This window comes from Streptomyces sp. NBC_00872, from assembly GCF_045161915.1.
Taxonomy (GTDB): Bacteria; Actinomycetota; Actinomycetes; order Streptomycetales; family Streptomycetaceae; genus Streptomyces.
Window position 1 is genome coordinate 457,251 of record NZ_CP108806.1, and the last position, 15,834, is coordinate 473,084.

Annotated in this window: 13 protein-coding genes; 8 read left to right on the plus strand and 5 right to left on the minus strand. The window is 67.9% G+C overall.

Annotated elements, in window-relative coordinates; genetic code table 11:
* Positions 1-131 precede the first annotated feature (131 nt).
* Positions 132-1,328: a cytochrome P450 gene (locus tag OG214_RS01980; RefSeq protein WP_363085772.1), complete on the plus strand. Its 1,197-nt coding sequence runs from the start codon at positions 132-134 to the stop codon at positions 1,326-1,328.
* A gap of 102 nt (positions 1,329-1,430) precedes the next feature.
* Positions 1,431-2,219: an SDR family oxidoreductase gene (locus tag OG214_RS01985; RefSeq protein ID WP_363085771.1), complete on the plus strand. Its 789-nt coding sequence runs from the start codon at positions 1,431-1,433 to the stop codon at positions 2,217-2,219.
* A 90-nt stretch (positions 2,220-2,309) separates the two neighbouring features.
* On the opposite strand, the gene OG214_RS01990 is transcribed toward OG214_RS01985, so the two are convergent.
* From OG214_RS01990 to OG214_RS02000, 3 genes are all read right to left on the minus strand, one after another.
* Complete coding sequence (locus tag OG214_RS01990) at positions 2,310-3,056, minus strand: class I SAM-dependent methyltransferase (protein ID WP_405983524.1); 747 nt, start codon at positions 3,054-3,056, stop codon at positions 2,310-2,312.
* A gap of 144 nt (positions 3,057-3,200) precedes the next feature.
* Positions 3,201-4,649: an MFS transporter gene (locus OG214_RS01995; protein WP_363082942.1), complete on the minus strand. Its 1,449-nt coding sequence runs from the start codon at positions 4,647-4,649 to the stop codon at positions 3,201-3,203.
* A gap of 90 nt (positions 4,650-4,739) precedes the next feature.
* Positions 4,740-5,186, minus strand: a complete 447-nt coding sequence (locus tag OG214_RS02000) for an Rrf2 family transcriptional regulator (RefSeq protein ID WP_382853739.1) — start codon at positions 5,184-5,186, stop codon at positions 4,740-4,742.
* A 417-nt stretch (positions 5,187-5,603) separates the two neighbouring features.
* On the opposite strand from OG214_RS02000, the gene OG214_RS02005 reads away from it, so the two are divergent.
* Complete coding sequence (locus OG214_RS02005) at positions 5,604-6,896, plus strand: LuxR C-terminal-related transcriptional regulator (protein WP_405983525.1); 1,293 nt, start codon at positions 5,604-5,606, stop codon at positions 6,894-6,896.
* Positions 6,897-6,911: 15 nt separating this feature from the next.
* Here the strand turns inward: OG214_RS02005 and OG214_RS02010 are convergent, their stop codons facing one another.
* Positions 6,912-7,415, minus strand: a complete 504-nt coding sequence (locus tag OG214_RS02010) for a nuclear transport factor 2 family protein (protein ID WP_405983526.1) — start codon at positions 7,413-7,415, stop codon at positions 6,912-6,914.
* Positions 7,416-7,604: 189 nt separating this feature from the next.
* On the opposite strand from OG214_RS02010, the gene OG214_RS02015 reads away from it, so the two are divergent.
* The 3 genes from OG214_RS02015 (at position 7,605) to OG214_RS02025 (ending at position 10,606) form a co-directional block, all read left to right on the plus strand.
* A complete protein-coding gene (locus tag OG214_RS02015) occupies positions 7,605-8,390 on the plus strand; it encodes an SDR family oxidoreductase (RefSeq protein ID WP_405983527.1) in 786 nt (261 codons plus the stop codon).
* 512 nt (positions 8,391-8,902) lie between these two features.
* Positions 8,903-9,040 carry a hypothetical protein gene (locus OG214_RS02020; RefSeq protein ID WP_363082947.1) on the plus strand — a complete coding sequence of 46 codons (138 nt, stop codon included), beginning with the start codon at positions 8,903-8,905 and terminating at the stop codon, positions 9,038-9,040.
* Between the two features lie 156 nt (positions 9,041-9,196).
* Positions 9,197-10,606 (plus strand): helix-turn-helix transcriptional regulator, encoded by a 1,410-nt coding sequence (locus tag OG214_RS02025; protein WP_363082948.1) that lies wholly within the window; start codon positions 9,197-9,199, stop codon positions 10,604-10,606.
* A gap of 52 nt (positions 10,607-10,658) precedes the next feature.
* Here the strand turns inward: OG214_RS02025 and OG214_RS02030 are convergent, their stop codons facing one another.
* The gene (locus tag OG214_RS02030) at positions 10,659-10,874 is read right to left on the minus strand and encodes a hypothetical protein (RefSeq protein WP_405983528.1); all 216 of its coding nucleotides are present in this window, start codon (positions 10,872-10,874) and stop codon (positions 10,659-10,661) included.
* An 888-nt stretch (positions 10,875-11,762) separates the two neighbouring features.
* Between OG214_RS02030 and OG214_RS02035 the strand changes: the two genes are divergently transcribed.
* Together OG214_RS02035 and OG214_RS02040 are read left to right on the plus strand one after the other, a co-directional pair.
* Positions 11,763-14,435: a M14 family zinc carboxypeptidase gene (locus tag OG214_RS02035; protein WP_405983529.1), complete on the plus strand. Its 2,673-nt coding sequence runs from the start codon at positions 11,763-11,765 to the stop codon at positions 14,433-14,435.
* A 72-nt stretch (positions 14,436-14,507) separates the two neighbouring features.
* Positions 14,508-15,794: a threonine synthase gene (locus tag OG214_RS02040; RefSeq protein WP_405983530.1), complete on the plus strand. Its 1,287-nt coding sequence runs from the start codon at positions 14,508-14,510 to the stop codon at positions 15,792-15,794.
* The last annotated feature ends 40 nt before the right edge of the window (positions 15,795-15,834 follow it).

Below are 15,834 nucleotides of genomic sequence, written 5' to 3' on the forward strand. Positions count from 1 at the left end.
GTCCCTACGGGACAGCCCTTGGGAGACATCGCGCCGGCCCGATCGGTCTGCCGTCTTCGGTGAGCCGGCGCTCGACTGCACGCGCATTCCCACTGAATGACCCTCGTGTCGTCAGGAAGGTAGCGAACGCCATGACCGAACCGGTGTCGATGCCCCACAACCACCGCCAGGGGAAGTGCCCGTTCCGCCCCGGCCCCGATCTCGTCGAGCTGCACCGCGACCCGTCGCTGCACCGGGTTCCGGTGCCTAACTCCCAGCTCGGCGAGGTCGGGGCCGTCCTCATCACCCGCGAGGACGATGCCCGCGCGGTGTTGTCCGACGCTCGCTACGAGGTCGGGTTCGCCTTCGATCCGAACTGGACCGGCCCGCGCTCGGTGATGAACCAGCCGGGCGTCCTGCTCAACTACGACGGGGACGAGCACACCCGGTATCGCCGGATGCAGTCCGGAGCCTTCACGATGAAGAGGATCCGGGCGCTCAGCGGCGTGATCGAGCAGATCGTCGAAGACCATCTGGATGCCGTGGAGAAAGCCGGTCCGGGCGTCGACCTGATCAAGACGTTCGCCGAACCGCTGCCCCTGATCGTGATCTGCGAGTTACTGGGGGCGCCACTCAAGGACCGAAGCGGCATCCTGGAGCGCAGTTCGATCGCGAGCAGCGTCGACACCACGCTGGAGGTCCAGCAGGACAACTTCGCGGCGATGACCGATTACATGGCCGAACTGGTCGCGGCGCATCGGCGGGAGCCGGGCGACAACATCCTCGGGGACCTGGTTCGCAAGCACGGCGCGGAGTTGAGCGACGACGAGCTGGTCGGCATGGGGCTCGACGTCCTCGTGGCCGGACACGGCACCCTCTCCGGCATGATCGGGCTCAGCGTGCTGGCGTTGTTGTCGCACCCGGAGCAGCTCGCGATCCTGCGTGACGACGATTCGCTGTCCGGCGGCGCCGTTGAGGAGTTGTTGCGACTGCTGGCGGTGGCGCCCCCACTGGTGAGGCAAGCGAACACGGACCTTTCGGTCAACGACCAGGAGATCCGTGCCGGGGAGCATGTCGTCGTCTCCACGCTCATGGCCAACCACGGCGCCGTCCTGTCGTCCCCCGCCGACGCGCTCGACCTGCGCCGCAAACCCGTGCCGCATCTGGCCTTCGGCTACGGCCGGCATCAGTGCGTCGGCCAGCAACTCGCCCGCCTCGAACTTCGCCTCGCGCTGCCCGCGCTGTTCCGCCGCTTTCCGGACCTTCGGCTCACGGTGCCGTTCGAGGACATCACGTACCGCGGCGAATCACTGGTGTTCGGGGTCAAGAGCCTTCCCGTCGCGTGGTGATCCGCCGGTGAATCCTGTGGGACAGCCACAGGGGCGGCGACCGCCTGCCGGCTTTAGCTTGAGGACAGGGTTTCTCTACGACGCACGTGAACTGGAGGACACATGAGTGAGCCACGGCGGGTAGCGTTGATCAGCGGGGCGGGCCGGGGCATCGGCGCGGCGACCGCCCGGGAACTGGGGCGACGCGGATACCACGTGGTGGTGAACTATCGCGAGAACTCGGTCGCCGCGCAGGGTGTGGTCAGCGACATCGAGGAGGCCGGCGGCTCCGCGGAGGCGCGGCAGGCCGACGTCTGTGACGGTGAGCAGGTCAGGGATCTGGTTCGGCACGTGTATGCCGCCCACGACCGGATCGATGTGCTGATCTGCAACGCCAACACGGTGAACCCGCCGTTCGAGCCGCTGCTCTCCTTGTCGTGGGACGCGTTCATCGGGAAGGTCAGCGGGGAGCTGGCGGGCGCCTTCTTCCTCACCCAGAACGTGGTGCCCGCGATGCAGAAGCGAGGTGCGGGGCGGATCGTCTATATCTCCAGTACCGCCGCGGATTGGGTCGGCAGCGTCGCGGCGCACTCGACCGCGAAGGCGGCGCTGAACACGTTCAGCCGCCACGTCGCCGCGACGGCCGCGCAGCACGGGATCACGGTCAACACGGTCGCTTTCGCGACGGTACGAACAGACGCGACGGCCGGTGTGCTCAACGACGATCTCCGTAAGTACACGGAGGAGCGTTCGGTCCTCGGCAGGGTGTTGGACGCCAACGACGCGGCCAGGACGGTGGCAGCCGTCGCCGACGAAAGCTTCGGCGCGGCGGTCGGCCAGATAATCCGGGTGGACAGTGGCTACGACGTCCTCGACCAGCAACTCCACGCCACGACGAAGTTCTTCCAGTGACTCGGTGGTGAGGTCGGAAAGCGGAACGTAGGGAAGGCCGGGGGCGAGATTCCCCCCGGCCTTCCCTACGTTCCGCTTTCCGTCAGCCGACTACCTCCGCCGCGCACGCACATAGGACATCGGCGTCAACACCCGCCCGCGCTCGTCCACTTGGACCGCGTCCGGGCCCGGCCTGGCGGCGGTGTCCGGCGCGCCCGCCTCGCTCATCCTGGCCAGCAGTTCATGGGTGAAGCTCGTGGCGAAGACGGCTTCGGTGATGTCCAGGATGTGCCAGTACCGGTCGAGATTCGCGTGCAGATTGTCCTTGCTGATCAGGGCATCCTCCACGATCGGTGTCCCCGACGGCACGGATTCCGCGAAGCAGAAAAGGTGGAGCGTGGCGTCCGGTCCGCACACCCGGTGGAGCGCGGCGGCGTACGCCGACCGCTGCTCGTCGTTCAGGCAGTGGTACAGACCGCTGTCGAGCACGGTGTCGAAACCGGTCCCGACACCCTGCAGTTCGGTGGCGTCGGCAACCAGGAACCGCACCTCGACACCATGGGCCGACGCGCGCTGCCCCGCCTGCTCGATCGCACTGGGCGAACCGTCCACACCGGTCACCTCGTACCCCTGGCCCGCCAGCAGGATGGCGTTCTCACCCAGTCCGCAGCCCGCGTCGAGCACCTTGCCCGCGAAGCCTCCCGCTCGCGCCAGGTCCACAACGGCCCGCTGGGGCTCGCCGATGTCCCAGGGAATCACCATCTCACCCGGTTCAACGCCGCCGAAGGCCGCGCGGCCCGCGTACAACGCGTCGAATTCCATGTTCTTTTGAGAGAAAGTCCGTTCTTCCGTAGTCATGCCGGTCCCCTTGTCGCTCGCAAGCTCATCAACTAACAGTTGGTGAATCTGGATGGGCCCCTGATGCAGGGGCAGTCAGGTGATCGTCACTTGTCGCTCGGCCGATCGGGATCAACTCCGTAACGTAACGGAGATTCCCCGGGCCTAATGGACACTCTTCGCCTCCTGGGCCGGCGCGACCGCGGGGACTGCCGCGGGACGCATCCGTGACGCGACGATCAGCGTGAGGACGACGACCGCAGCCATGGCCAGGAAGACATCGGAGTAGGCGGCGCCGTCATCACCGGAGAAGAGGGGGTTGACGGCGTCGCTGCCGCTCTGCTGCCTCGCGGACACCAGCACGCCGAACACTGCGGGGCCGGTGCCGGCTCCGAGGAACTGAGCCCCCTGGAGGATCCCGAGGCCGACGCCGGCCTGCTCGGGGGGCAGTTCGCCTGCCGCAGCTCCGATGAGGGTGGTCATCACAAGGATGAAGCCGATGCTGAGCCCGAAGATCCCGATGCCGGCGGGGATCACCGAGGAGCCGCCGGTGAAGGTCGAGAGTGACAGGGAGAAGACTCCGATGAGGGTGAGCCCGGCGAGCACCAGGGAGCGGGTGCCGACGCGGTCGGCGAGGCGGCCGATCAACGGCGAGAGAAGGGCGACGGCGACCCCGGCCGGGATCATGACCAGTGCGCCCTCTCCCGGGGTGAGGCCGTTGACCTCGACCACCAGCAGCGGGACGAACACCAGGCCACCAAGGTTGACGATCATAGCCAGGAACGCGACCAGGATGCCGGTCCGGTAGACGCGGTTGGTGAACAGCGCGGGCGGGACGAACGGCTGCTCGACGCGGACGGTGCGCAATCCGAAGAGCACGAGCGCCGCGACCGCGACCACGAGGCTGCCCCAGGACAGCGGAGCGGTGAAGCCGGAGACCTGCGCCTGGGTCATGCCGAACAGGACCAGCCCGGCTCCGAGGCCGAGGAGGATGCCGCCGGGAAGATCGAGCCGGCCCCCGCCCGCCGGGGACTCGTCCGGGAGCACGCGCAGGGCCGCGGGAAGCAGCAGCAGCGAGACCGCGAACATGATCCAGAACAGCGCGGGCCAGCCGAGCAGCTCGCCGACCCCGCCGCCCACCGCCGGTCCGGCGGCGGTGCCGATGCCCGCGCCCGCGGAGACGACGCCGATCCCGACGCCGCGCTTGTTCGCCGGCAGCAACCTCGTGACGGCGATGATCGAGAGCACCGGGATCGCGGCCGCTCCGATGCCCGTCACGATCCGCCCGATCACGAGCACGGCCAGACTCGGGGAAATCGCGCAGATCAGGCTCCCGACGGCGTAGACCACCAGCGCGAAAGCGAAGAGACGCCGCAGGCTCACCCGGTCAGAAATACGGCCGTAGAGGGGAATTCCGACCGAGAACATCAGCAGGAAGCCGGTGACGACCCAGGCGAGTTCCGCCTCGGAGGCCCCGAACTCGGCCCCGATCGTCGGAAGCATCAGAACGACCATGTCGCTGGCGGTGACCGTGACGAGGATCGCCGGCATCAGCACCGCCAACAAGGCCAATCCCGGGCCGGTCCGTTCGGTCGTTGTCGACGTGGAAGTCATTCGACACGTCCTTCGGGTGACTTACTGCCACCATCGTAGTTACAGTTAGGGCAAAAGAATAGCGGAGGAACGCGCCTCCGCCATGGTCAGCTAGTGATTGGGTTGCGCGAGCTCACGTTCGCTGGCCAGTACTTGCCGGACCAGGTGGGCGATTGTCGTCCGGCCGAGCCGCTCTTCCATGGCTCGCTCCGCATCCCGGAACTCCACCTCAAGCAGGCCCTGCATATTGCGCCCCACCTCGCATTCAGCACTCGGTGGATGCGGGTGCCGCGACAGGATGGGCCCCGCCTCGACGGCGGTGTACGCGTCATAGAGCGTGATCTCACGCGCGGGACGGACAAGCAACCAGCCGCCGTTGCGCCCCTCGGCGGACGAGACCAGACCGGCATCCCGCAGGCTGCCGAGGATCCGCCGCACCAGAACGGGATTGCTCGCCAGACTGTCCGCGATCTCCGCGGAGGTCAACGAGCGATCACCCCAGCGCGCCAGCATCGTGAGCGCGTGAATCGCGACCGCGCTCCTGCTGCTGACACTCATCATGGCTCCCTCTCGACCGGACCTCACCGATCGAACCGCAACCAGGTTAGTGACAGTTCGATCCGCGTGTCAATCCGGGGGCCGACCGGGCTCCGGCCGTGGCCACGCACGAACCCTTGAGTTCTTCTCGGATATATGGATGCGCGACATGCCGTTCCGTCGCACCGATTCGACGGGGAAGCCAAAAGAGCCGACGCACTTTTGCGACATCCCCGAGAAGAGCCCCCATGAGAAGCAGCTATCGGGAGAACCCGGCACGTGATTCTTCCATGGCGGAACAGCCCGAAGAGCCGCGCCCCTCGGACGAAATGAACCTGCGGACAGTCCGCAATGACAGCGGAAGCAGGTGCAGTACCGTGATGCGCGGACGCCGGGCGCCAAGGGCTGTCCCGTAACCAGCCACGAGGAGGAACACCTGTGGAGCGGGTAACCAGCACGATCCTCGAATCGCTGCCCGGTCCGCCCGCCCGTCCGGAATCGCCGGATCTCATCCGTCTCCTCGGTGGCCCCCGCAGCGAACGGGCCCCGCGAACGTGCGGCTGCCGGGTCACCCGCGATTGCCAGTGCCCCACGCTGCTCAGCCTCGGTGTCGACCGGGGTGCGGTCGTGGCCCAGGCCGACGCCCAGTTGTACGACGCCGACCGGTGCCCCGACTCCGGGTGCGTATGGCGCTCTTTGCTCGCGCTCGTGTTCGCCGGCGATCTGATGCTGGCGGACCTGCACTGCTCGCGCCTGTCCGAGCAGCCCCGCTGGTCCGGCACCAGCCCCGCGGCGCAGGTGGTGCAGATCGTCCGCAGCCGGATCGGTTTCCTGGTCGGGGATCCGGGCGGCGCCCGGCGCATCCTTGGAGAGCTCGTGCAGGCCCCGATCGCCGAATCGCTGGAGGCGGTGGTGGTGGGCTGGCTCACCGAGGCGCTGGTCCAGTTGGGCGAGCCGTACACGGCGGAGAACCTGCTGATCGGCCGCGGCTATGCGGGAACCCTCCCGGCGCACCTACCGGGCAAGGCGCTCCTGCTCCACGCGAGAGGGCAGCTCCATCTCGCGCTGCGGCGGTCGAACCGCGCGCTGAAGGACTTCCTGGCCTGCGGGGCCGAGGTCGCCGCCTGCGATTTCGCGAATCCCACGGTGATCCCGTGGCGCACCGGCGTCGCGCTGTGCCTGCGTGAACTCAAGCAGGTCGAACTGGCGCGCACGCTCGCCCGCACCGAGCTCACCGGAGCGAGGCGATGGGGCTCTCCTCGGGAGATCGGCAGGACCTTGCTCACCGCGGCGTTACTGGAAGACGGCTCGGACGCGAGGGATCTCGTCGCCGAGGCCGTCGATCTGCTCGCCACGTCGGACGCCCGCGGCGACGTCGCGTACGCGGCCCACGTCCTCGGCGCCATCCCGGGGCTCCAGCATGATGTGGCGGGAGTGCGTCAGATCCTGCGGCGGATCACCGATCTCACGCAACGGAGCGGGAGCCGGCACGCCGCCGACCGTGCCGCCGAGGAGCTGTCCGGGTTCCTGTCCGTCCACGGCGATCCGGTCCTGACCAAGCACGAACTCGGTGTGGTCAAGCTGGTCTGGGCCGGGTACAACAACACCGAGATCGCAGACCATCTGTCGCTGACGCGCCGCACGGTGGAGCACCATCTGTCCTCGATCTACCGGAAGTTCGGGCTCGCCGACCGGCGGCATCTGTTCCTGGCGATGACCGAGTTCCTCTGAAGTGCCCGTTCGCCGTCACCACGGCCAACGAAATTTCTTGTTCTCGGGAACCAGCCAGTAATGGTCGAGTTCGACCCTGTCGAACAGCCATCGTCCGTCAGCGAGCACATAGCTGTCGGAAAACCGGCCGACACTCTGGTACACCAAGTCCTCCTTGTCGAACCGCACGTGCTCCTCGAAGAAGCAGGCGCCGGTCGCGCGGTCGCCGTCGACCGCCACCTGGTGGACCTGGTTGAAGTTCATCAGTACCACCTCGGAGGCCCCCTGGAACTCGACCATCTTCGGCAGCAGGGTGCTGTAGTACTCCTGGATCGCCGTGCGGCCACGGACGTCGCCCAAGCTTCCGTAGTCCAGGTGCGCGTCCGTCGTGAACAGAGCGCCCAGGCCGGTCCAGTTCAGGCTGTTGAGGCAGTGATGGAAGGCGTTGCGCAGCTTCGTGAGCTCGCGGATCGCCTCCAGCTCCCGCACTCTGGCCGACAGCTCGTCCATCCGGGCCTCCAGGCCCACCCCGTCCGCCATCACGATTCCTCTCGAGCGCAGTCGGATCCCGTTCTGTCTCTTGCCGAAACCACGCCCAGGGTCGCACTCGCACAACGGCATCACAAGGCCCGCATCCCTTTTCTGGGGCCACTCCGAAATGCGTGAATTCACTCGCCCTATTAGGGGCAAGTACGCAGGGAATGTCGGCGACATCAAACGGGAGACACCGTGAACCAGTCGAAGCGAATCGCCCTGATCAGTGGTGCGGGCCGCAACATCGGGGCGGCGACGGCCAAGGAGCTGGCCGGCCGTGGATACCACGTGATAGTGAACTACCGCAGCGACGCCGGCGCGGCGGCGGAGGTGGTCACGGCGATCGAGGCGCACGGCGGCACGGCCGAGGCGGCCCAGGCCGACGTCTGCGTCGCCGACCAGGTCGACGCGCTGGTAGAACGGGTGCGGGCCGACCACGGGCGCATCGACCTGCTGATCTGTAACGCGAACACCGTGACACCGCCCTTCGTACCCTTCTCCGAGCTGGACTTCGACACGTTCGCCGCGAAGATCAACGGGGAGCTCGCCGGCTCCTTCTTCCTCACTCAGCGCACGCTCGCCGTCATGCGCCGGCAGCAGTCGGGCAGGATCATCTACATCTCCAGCACAGCGTCGGACACCATCGGCATGGCAATGGCCCATTCCGTCGCCAAGGCGGCGCTGAACACCTTCAGCCGCCACATCGCCGGTATCGCGGCTCAGTACGGGGTAACGGTGAACGCCGTCGCCTTCGGCGCCGTGCACACCGACGCCACGTCGAATTTCAGTGAGAGCTTCTGGAAGTACACGACCGACCGCTCCGTGGTGGCGCGCAGAGTGCAACCGGAGGACGCGGCCCGCGCCGTGGCCCTCGTCGCCGACGACGGCTTCGGGTTCACTTCCGGCCAGGTGATCCGGGTAGACGGCGGGTTCGAGGTGCTGGACCAGCAGTTGCATCCGCTGGCGGACAGCTTCCTCTGACGGCGGCACGCGGGGACGGCCCGCCGGTGCCCGGCTCTGCGGGCCACCCGTAGGTTTCCTTACATCCCCTTGTTGCCCCCGAAGAAAGCATGAGACTGTGTGGTCGACCAAAAAAAGGGGGGTATCGGTTCTTGGTGATTTCGGTGTCCTGGCATCCGAAATCACCTTTCCCAATTCGTGAAAGAGATAGGCATAGCATTCTGGGGGACGCTGTGAACCGACAAAATCTCGCGCACGAAGCACCACTCGCTGACCGTTCGACACGTTGTCCGGCCGCCCGGCCGACGCGGCGAAGCTCCTGGCTTCGCGGCTCGGACGAGAATTCGCCGGATCGGTGACAGGCCTGACGATCGCGCGGCTCGTCGAGGCACTCCTCCGGACCGGCGTGGTCGAGCGGGCACGGGGAATCCCGCGCGGTCGCGGACTGTCCGGTCCGATGGGCGACGGTTTTCCCGCTCGGGCGGGCACCCGATGAGATGACGCGGACGCGGTACAACCTCAGCGTGCTCCGCATGGAGCGGAACGACGTCGCGGAGACGACGTGCGGCCAGGTACGGACAGTGGAGTTCCATCTGCCGGGCGCCTGCCGCGAGTTCGGCATCTCCGGCAGACGCGAACCCGCCACGGCGCTGAGCACCGTTGCCTCCTGAGCGCGAGCCCGCCGATTCTCGTCGGCCGTGGTACGGACCAGTGACGTGTCCAAGGGGCGCCCCGGGCCGCACGGAATATCGACAAGCCCCGCTCCGGGTGCCTCGACGGATACACGTGAAATCAGTTATCGCGGACAGGCGATTGGGGACAACGAAATGACCGCGTCGGACTTGGACCGTCAGCGTGCCGTGGGCAAACCACGCCGCCTGCTGGCGGAAGCCAGGAGGAAACGGCAGGAACTCGTCTCCCGGGGGCGCTGGCAGGAGGCGGACGTTCTGGTCGAACGCGCCCTGCGGGACGCCCTGTACGACGCGAGTGCGGTCAGCGGACCGGATCTGGCTTACCTGGCCTACGCTCCGGGTGCCCAGGCGCTCGGCTCCGAGGAAGGCGACGGACGGTTCGGATACAGCACGGTGGCACGCTCGGGTGCGGTTCGTGCGTTGCTCCTGGCCAACCGTGGCCTGAACCGGACCGAGGCCGTCCGCCAGGCCAATCTCGTGCTGGGTTCCCCCGGGCGGGACGACGTCGGCGGCTTCTGGGCGGCCGTGCTCACATTGATCTACGCGAACGAGCTGCCGGCCGCGAACGGTGCCTGTGTGCGGGCGAGCGCCGTACCGCTGTGGACCCGATCCGCTCTCCACCGGGATGCGCTGGCGCTGCTGCGCGGACGGATATGGGCGGCCTCGGGCAAGATGCCGAAAGCGGTTTCGGCGTTCGGCCGGGTCCGGGAGCGCAACACGAGTCCTCAGCTCGCCGGGGTGGCTGCCGCCTGGTATGCCGAGGCCCTCAGCGCGGTCGGGCAGCACCGGCAGGCGTACATCGAACTGCACGAAAGCGGGTTCGACGGTGCCGGTACGAATCACCCCGAGCGAGCGCAGCTACTCGCCGCCCGCAGCGCCGCGCATCTCGCCGCCGGAAACTTCCAGTTGGGGCTCGAAGACGCACTCGCCTGTGGCGAATGCGTGGGCACGTGGGGGGTTCATAATCCGGCCGTCCTCCCGTGGCGTTCACGGGCCGCGCTCTGCGCGTCGGCGCTCGGGCGATCCGACTTCGCCGTCGTGCTCGCGCGGCGGGAGCACGAATTGGCCCAGCGGTGGGGAACAGTTCACGCGCGGGGGATCGCCCTGCACGCGCTCGGCATCGCCCAACGGGACTCCAGGGGGGTCGAGGCATTCCTCGAAGCGGAGTCGTTGCTGTCCAGGTCACTCGACACCATGGAGACGGCCAAGGTGCGATACGGCCTCGGGTGCCTGCTGCTGTCGCTCGGACGACTCGAAGAGGCGAGGGAATTCCTCGGTGCCGCGGCCGACACGGGCTTCCAGCCGTGGTCGGCCTATGCCGCCGCCACCGTTCGGCGGATGGCCGACGACGGCTGGAAGCCGTCGCTCACCGAGCAGGAGAAGAAGGTCGCCAGACTCGCGCTCGCCGGCCGGACCAACAAGGAAGTAGCGCTCGGTCTGCACCTGACGGCACGCACGGTCGAGTTCCACCTCTCGAACACGTACCGCAAGCTCGGTATCTCCGGGCGGGAAGAGCTGGCGACAGCGGCCTTGCTGATCGGCTGAGACCACTGGCATGACTCACTGCCCACCCCCCGGTGCGGGGCGTAGCGGGCCTTCAGCTCCGCCATGTCGCCGTGGAGGCGACTTCGCCGTGGTCTATGAGCACGATGCGCCTGCACAGTTCCTCGACGTCGTCGAGGTCGTGGGTGGTGAGGACGACCGTGGTGCCGGACCGGCGGTTGAGTTCTGCGACGAAGCCGCGTATTCGCTCCTTGGCAAGGACATCGAGTCCCACGGTCGGTTCGTCGAGGCAGGCGAGCGTTACGGGCACGGTCGCGCCGGAGCGTGGCCCCGGCGACCCGTACGGTGCCTGAGGTGGGCACCAGAATGCCGGTGACCGTGTCCCGACTCCCGGCCCCGCAGCGGTTGTCGTGCCGCACGTGCTGCGACGTTTCGGCAGTCAGGAGTAGCTCCAAGAAATAACAGGGAGTCGCGGGCCGTCCGCCTTCGCTCGCGGCCGGACCGCAGCCCGCTTTCGCGTTCGTCATCTCCTGCCGACAGCACGGCTGCCGGGTCCCGTTTTCCGCGGCACGTCCGAACCGGTGCGCCTACTCTCCCGACGCGGACACCCAACTGGCAGGCTCGGTCGGCGGTCAGCTCCGGAATCGAGGGCACCGTCAACGAATTCACCCATGGGCACGGCATGGGCCACCACCGCTACCGAGGACGGCCGAAAGCCCACCCGCGAGACGCGTTCACGGCCAACCCGGACCAAGGGCGTCGGACTTGAAGCCGTCGCTGGTGGCAGCGGGCGCGACGGAAGACTGCCGGGGCGTCAACGGGCCCTTGTCGAGCGTCAGTTACTCCTCCGACGCGCACCGCGCTGCCACCGTGCCAGCCACCGCTCCAGCCAGGCCCGATGCAACATGAATATTAAATCCAAGATTGAACCGTTGCCCTCGCTCGGTGCCGGATGACAGATTGCGTTGCGCAACGAGGTTCCACTGCCCGGGGTCGGGGCGCTCGCGAATCATGACGCGGGTCTGCCCGACAGCAGCGCGCGGCACCCAGGCATCGCGACAACCACCGTGGCGCGGCGCTGCGCCACCCACTCGTACGGCGTTGTACGACACCCCGCAGACCAGCGAAGTCGACCCACCCTGACTCCGTGACGGACAACGGCCCGGCTCAGCCGGACCGTGAAAGGCGATGTCGGTAGATGACTAGCAGTGAAAGCTCAAGTTTCTCCCGCCGGACGCTTCTTCGGACCACCGCGGCGGCCGGCGCCGGTGCAGCCGCGACGGTGATCCACCCGGGCGCCGCCTCGGCAGCCCCCGCGACCCCCCTGACCGACCATGACCAGCCGTCCCCCGGGCAGAAGAGCGGACGCATCCCGACCCCGGCGGAGTACTTCGGAACTCCGATCGGAACCGAGGGCTTCCTGGCCCAGTGGAACAAGATGGTCCCGTACTTCCAGCTGATCGGTGCTCGCAGCGACCGGGTGAAGTACGAAGAGATCGGCAAGACCACCGAGGGACATCCGTACGTCCTGCTGACCATCAGCTCTCCGAAGAACCTGGCCGATCTCGACAAGCTGGTCGCCACCAACGCCAGGCTGGCCGACCCCCGCGGGTTGTCCGAGGCCGAGGCGAAGAAGCTGGCCACCAAGAGCAAGCCGTTCTACTACGTGCAGGCCGGCATCCACGCGACCGAGGTCGGCAACTCCCAGGCCGCCATCGAATGGGCCTACCGGCTGGCGACCGAGAAGTCCGACTACATCGAGAAGATCCTCGACAACCTGGTCATCCTGCTCCAGCCGTGCCAGAACCCGGACGGCCTCGTCCTCGTCAACGACTACTTCGCCGCCACGGCCGGCACCAGCTACTCGCGCACCTATCCCGACCTGTACCAGAAGTACACCGGCCACGACGACAACCGTGACTGGATCATGCTCACCCAGGTCGAGAGCAGATACAACGTCTCGATCCTGAACAAGTACCGGCCCCATGTCTTCCAGGACTCCCACGGTGCCGGTGCCAACGCCCCCCGGCTGTTCACACCGCCGTACCTGTCGCCGTACGACCCCAACATCGACACCATCCTGGTGCAGCAGACCGACACCGTGGGCCTGGCGATGCAGCGGGGCATGACCGTCGCCGGCATGAAGGGCAACGGCTGGGGCTCGACGTACGACTACTGGTCCCCGTCCCGGCAGTACTGCGTCTACCACGGTTCGGCGCGCATCCTGACCGAGGCGGCGTCGGCATCCAACCTCGCCTACCCCAATGTGGGTACGAAGCCGCTCGGCCAGCAGACCACCGACATCAACTTCATCGAGCCGTACGACTCCAACACCTGGACGCTGCGCAACATCATCGACTGGGTCTCACAGGCTTTCTACTCGGGCCTGGAGGCGGTCGCCTACGACACCTACAACTGGCTCTACAACTCCTACCGCGTCGGGGTCAAGGCGGTCACCCGGACCAGCCCGTACGCGTATGTCATCCCGGCCGGGCAGCGTGACCCGCAGGCGGTCCACGACGCCCTGGAGATCTTCCACCTCGGCGCGGTGGAGATCCATCAGGCACGGGCCGCCTTCACCGCCGGCGGCAAGCAGTACCCCGCCGGGTCGTACATCATCTATCTGCAGCAGCCGTACGCGGGGTTCGCCAAGACCTTGCTGGAGGTGCAGAACTACCCGCAGTTGCTGCAGTACCCCGGTGGCCCGCCGCAGCGGCCGTACGACACCACCGCGCAGACCCTGCCGATGCTGCTCGGCTTCGAGGCCGACCTGATAGAGGCATCCTTCCCGGCCAGCGCCAAGCTGCTGAGCTCCGTCAGCCCCGCGACGGTCACCACGCCGTCCACACCACGGCGCGACGGGGCGTACGCGATCGGACCTGAATCGTACGGGGTGTTCCGGATCGTCGCCGCGCTGCAGAAGGAGGACATCCCCACCTTCCGTGCCGCCGCCCAGTTCACCGACGGCGGTCGCACCTTCCCCGCCGGCACCTTCCTCGTCCCGCCGTCATCGGCGGCCCGGGAGCTTCTGCGCACGCAGTCGAAGAACACCGGCATCCCGGTGTCGACCGTCGGCGCGGTGCCGGCCGTGGCCGGTGTCCAGCTCAAGCCGGGCACGAGGATCGGCCTGCTCAAGCCCCCGGACAACATGCCGTCCGGCTGGCTGATGTGGACGTTCGAGCAGTACGGGGTGAACTACTCGGTCGTGGAGGCTGGCGACTACGCCGACCTCGCCGGCACGTACGACGCCATCATCATGCCGGACGGGGTCAGCAGGAACTCCATCGTCAACGGTCTGAGCGCGACGAGGTACCCGCCCGAGTGGGCCTGGGCGTTCGGCGTCGGCACGACCGGCTGGAACCAGCTGCACGACTTCGTGACCGGCGGCGGCACACTCGTCACCTTCGGCAGCGGAACCGCCACGGCCCAGTCGCTGTTCAGCCTGCCCATCACCTCCACCCTTCCCAGCGGCTCCAACTCCGACTTCTACTGCCCGGGATCACTGCTCCGCCAGGAGTTCGACACGAACAACCCGGTGGCCTGGGGCGTGCCGGCGGACAACCCCGTGTGGTTCGTGTCGAACGACGCGTACGAGCTGACCAGCACGAGCACCTACCCGGTGGACGTGATCTCCAAGTACCCCGCCAGCGATGACCAGTTGAAGAGCGGCTGGCTGATCGGCGGCGAACACCTCAACAAGGCGGTCAACGGGCTGTCCTGGACGATCGGCCAGGGTTACGTCGTCACGTTCGGCAACGAGATCGGATTCCGCACCTGGAACCGGTCCGAGCAGCGGACGCTCTTCAACGCCGCGTACCACGGGCCGTCGACGAAGCTCACGGCCGAGCAGTTCAAGCGCCTCGGAAAGTAGATCGCGTGGTGGGGACGGGTCCTCCCGCCCCCACCACCGGCCAACCCCGGCCCAGTAGAGAGGAAGACCCGGTTGTACCCCGACGACGGGACCTGGACCAGCGCGCTCACCCACCTGGAATGCGGACGGTGCGCCGAGCGGTACGACGCGGATGTGCCGCAGAACGTGTGCCGCTGCGGTTCGCCGCTGCTGGTCCGCTACGACCTCGACCGGGTCCGGGCCTCGGTCCGGCCACAGGACATCGCGTCGCGCGGCGCGGACCTGTGGCGGTACCGGGAACTGCTGCCGGTACGGGATCCCGCGCATGTGATCACACTCGGCGAGGGCTGGACACCGATCGTGCCACTGGCCGAGTACGGCCGGCGGATCGGGGTACCGGGCCTGCTGGCCAAGGACGAGGGAATGCTGCCGACCGGCAGTTTCAAGGCGCGGGGCGCGGCGGTCGGCGTTTCCCGGGCGCGTGAACTGGGAGTACGGCGCCTCACGCTGCCGACCAACGGCAATGCCGGCGCCGCCTGGGCCACCTATGCCGCGCGGGCGGGCACGGAGTGTCTGGTGGTGATGCCCGAGGACGCTCCCGAGGTGACCCGCAAGGAGTGTCTTGCGGCCGGCGCCCGGGTGTACCTGGTGGACGGTCTGATCGGCGACGCCGGTCGTATCGCGGGGCAGGCGGTACGGGACGGCTGGTTCAGCGCCGCGACGCTGCGCGAGCCCTACCGCATCGAGGGCAAGAAGACGATGGGCCTGGAGATCGCCGAACAGTTCGGCTGGCGGGTGCCGGATGTCGTGGTGTACCCGACCGGCGGCGGCGTGGGCCTGATCGGTATCCGCAAGGCGCTCGACGAACTGGCCGCGCTGGGCTGGATCACCGGGCGGCTGCCCCGGTTCGTGGCCGTACAGTCCACCGGCTGCGCGCCGATCGTGCGTGCCTTCGAGTCGGGGGCCGAGACCGCCGAACCCTGGCCGGCGGACCAGGCGAACACCGTCGCGTTCGGTATCAACGTCGCCGCCGCGCTGGGCGACTTCCTCATCCTGTCCGCGCTGCGGGACAGCAAGGGCACGGCGGTCGCCGTCGACGACCGGGACATCCTTCAGGAGCAGCTGGCCTGTGCGACGTCCGACGGTGTGCTGATGTGCCCGGAGGGGGCGGCGACGCTGGCCGCGGTACGCCGGCTGCGCGCCGACGGGTGGCTCGACGGGGACGAGGAGGTCCTGGTGCTCAACACCGGCAGCGCGGTCAAGTACGCCGACACCCTGGGGGTCGGCGTACCGCCCCTCCTGCCACGCGACGCGGACCTGCCGCCGGAGGCCTCCGCGACCGACGCGACCGGCACAGCCGGCGGCTCTCGGACACCGTGATGACGGAGTCGCCGAGTGTGGACGGTCAGCTCGCCCGGTC

Coding starts and splice junctions, on each gene's coding strand:
- OG214_RS02035 (WP_405983529.1), top strand. CDS start 11,763: ATGACTAGCAGTGAAAGCTCAAGTTTCTCCCGCCGGACGCTTCTTCGG.
- OG214_RS02020 (WP_363082947.1), top strand. CDS start 8,903: ATGGAGCGGAACGACGTCGCGGAGACGACGTGCGGCCAGGTACGGACA.
- OG214_RS02025 (WP_363082948.1), top strand. CDS start 9,197: ATGACCGCGTCGGACTTGGACCGTCAGCGTGCCGTGGGCAAACCACGC.
- OG214_RS01995 (WP_363082942.1), bottom strand. CDS start 4,649: ATGACTTCCACGTCGACAACGACCGAACGGACCGGCCCGGGATTGGCC.
- OG214_RS01990 (WP_405983524.1), bottom strand. CDS start 3,056: ATGACTACGGAAGAACGGACTTTCTCTCAAAAGAACATGGAATTCGAC.
- OG214_RS02010 (WP_405983526.1), bottom strand. CDS start 7,415: ATGGCGGACGGGGTGGGCCTGGAGGCCCGGATGGACGAGCTGTCGGCC.
- OG214_RS01985 (WP_363085771.1), top strand. CDS start 1,431: ATGAGTGAGCCACGGCGGGTAGCGTTGATCAGCGGGGCGGGCCGGGGC.
- OG214_RS02000 (WP_382853739.1), bottom strand. CDS start 5,186: ATGAGTGTCAGCAGCAGGAGCGCGGTCGCGATTCACGCGCTCACGATG.
- OG214_RS01980 (WP_363085772.1), top strand. CDS start 132: ATGACCGAACCGGTGTCGATGCCCCACAACCACCGCCAGGGGAAGTGC.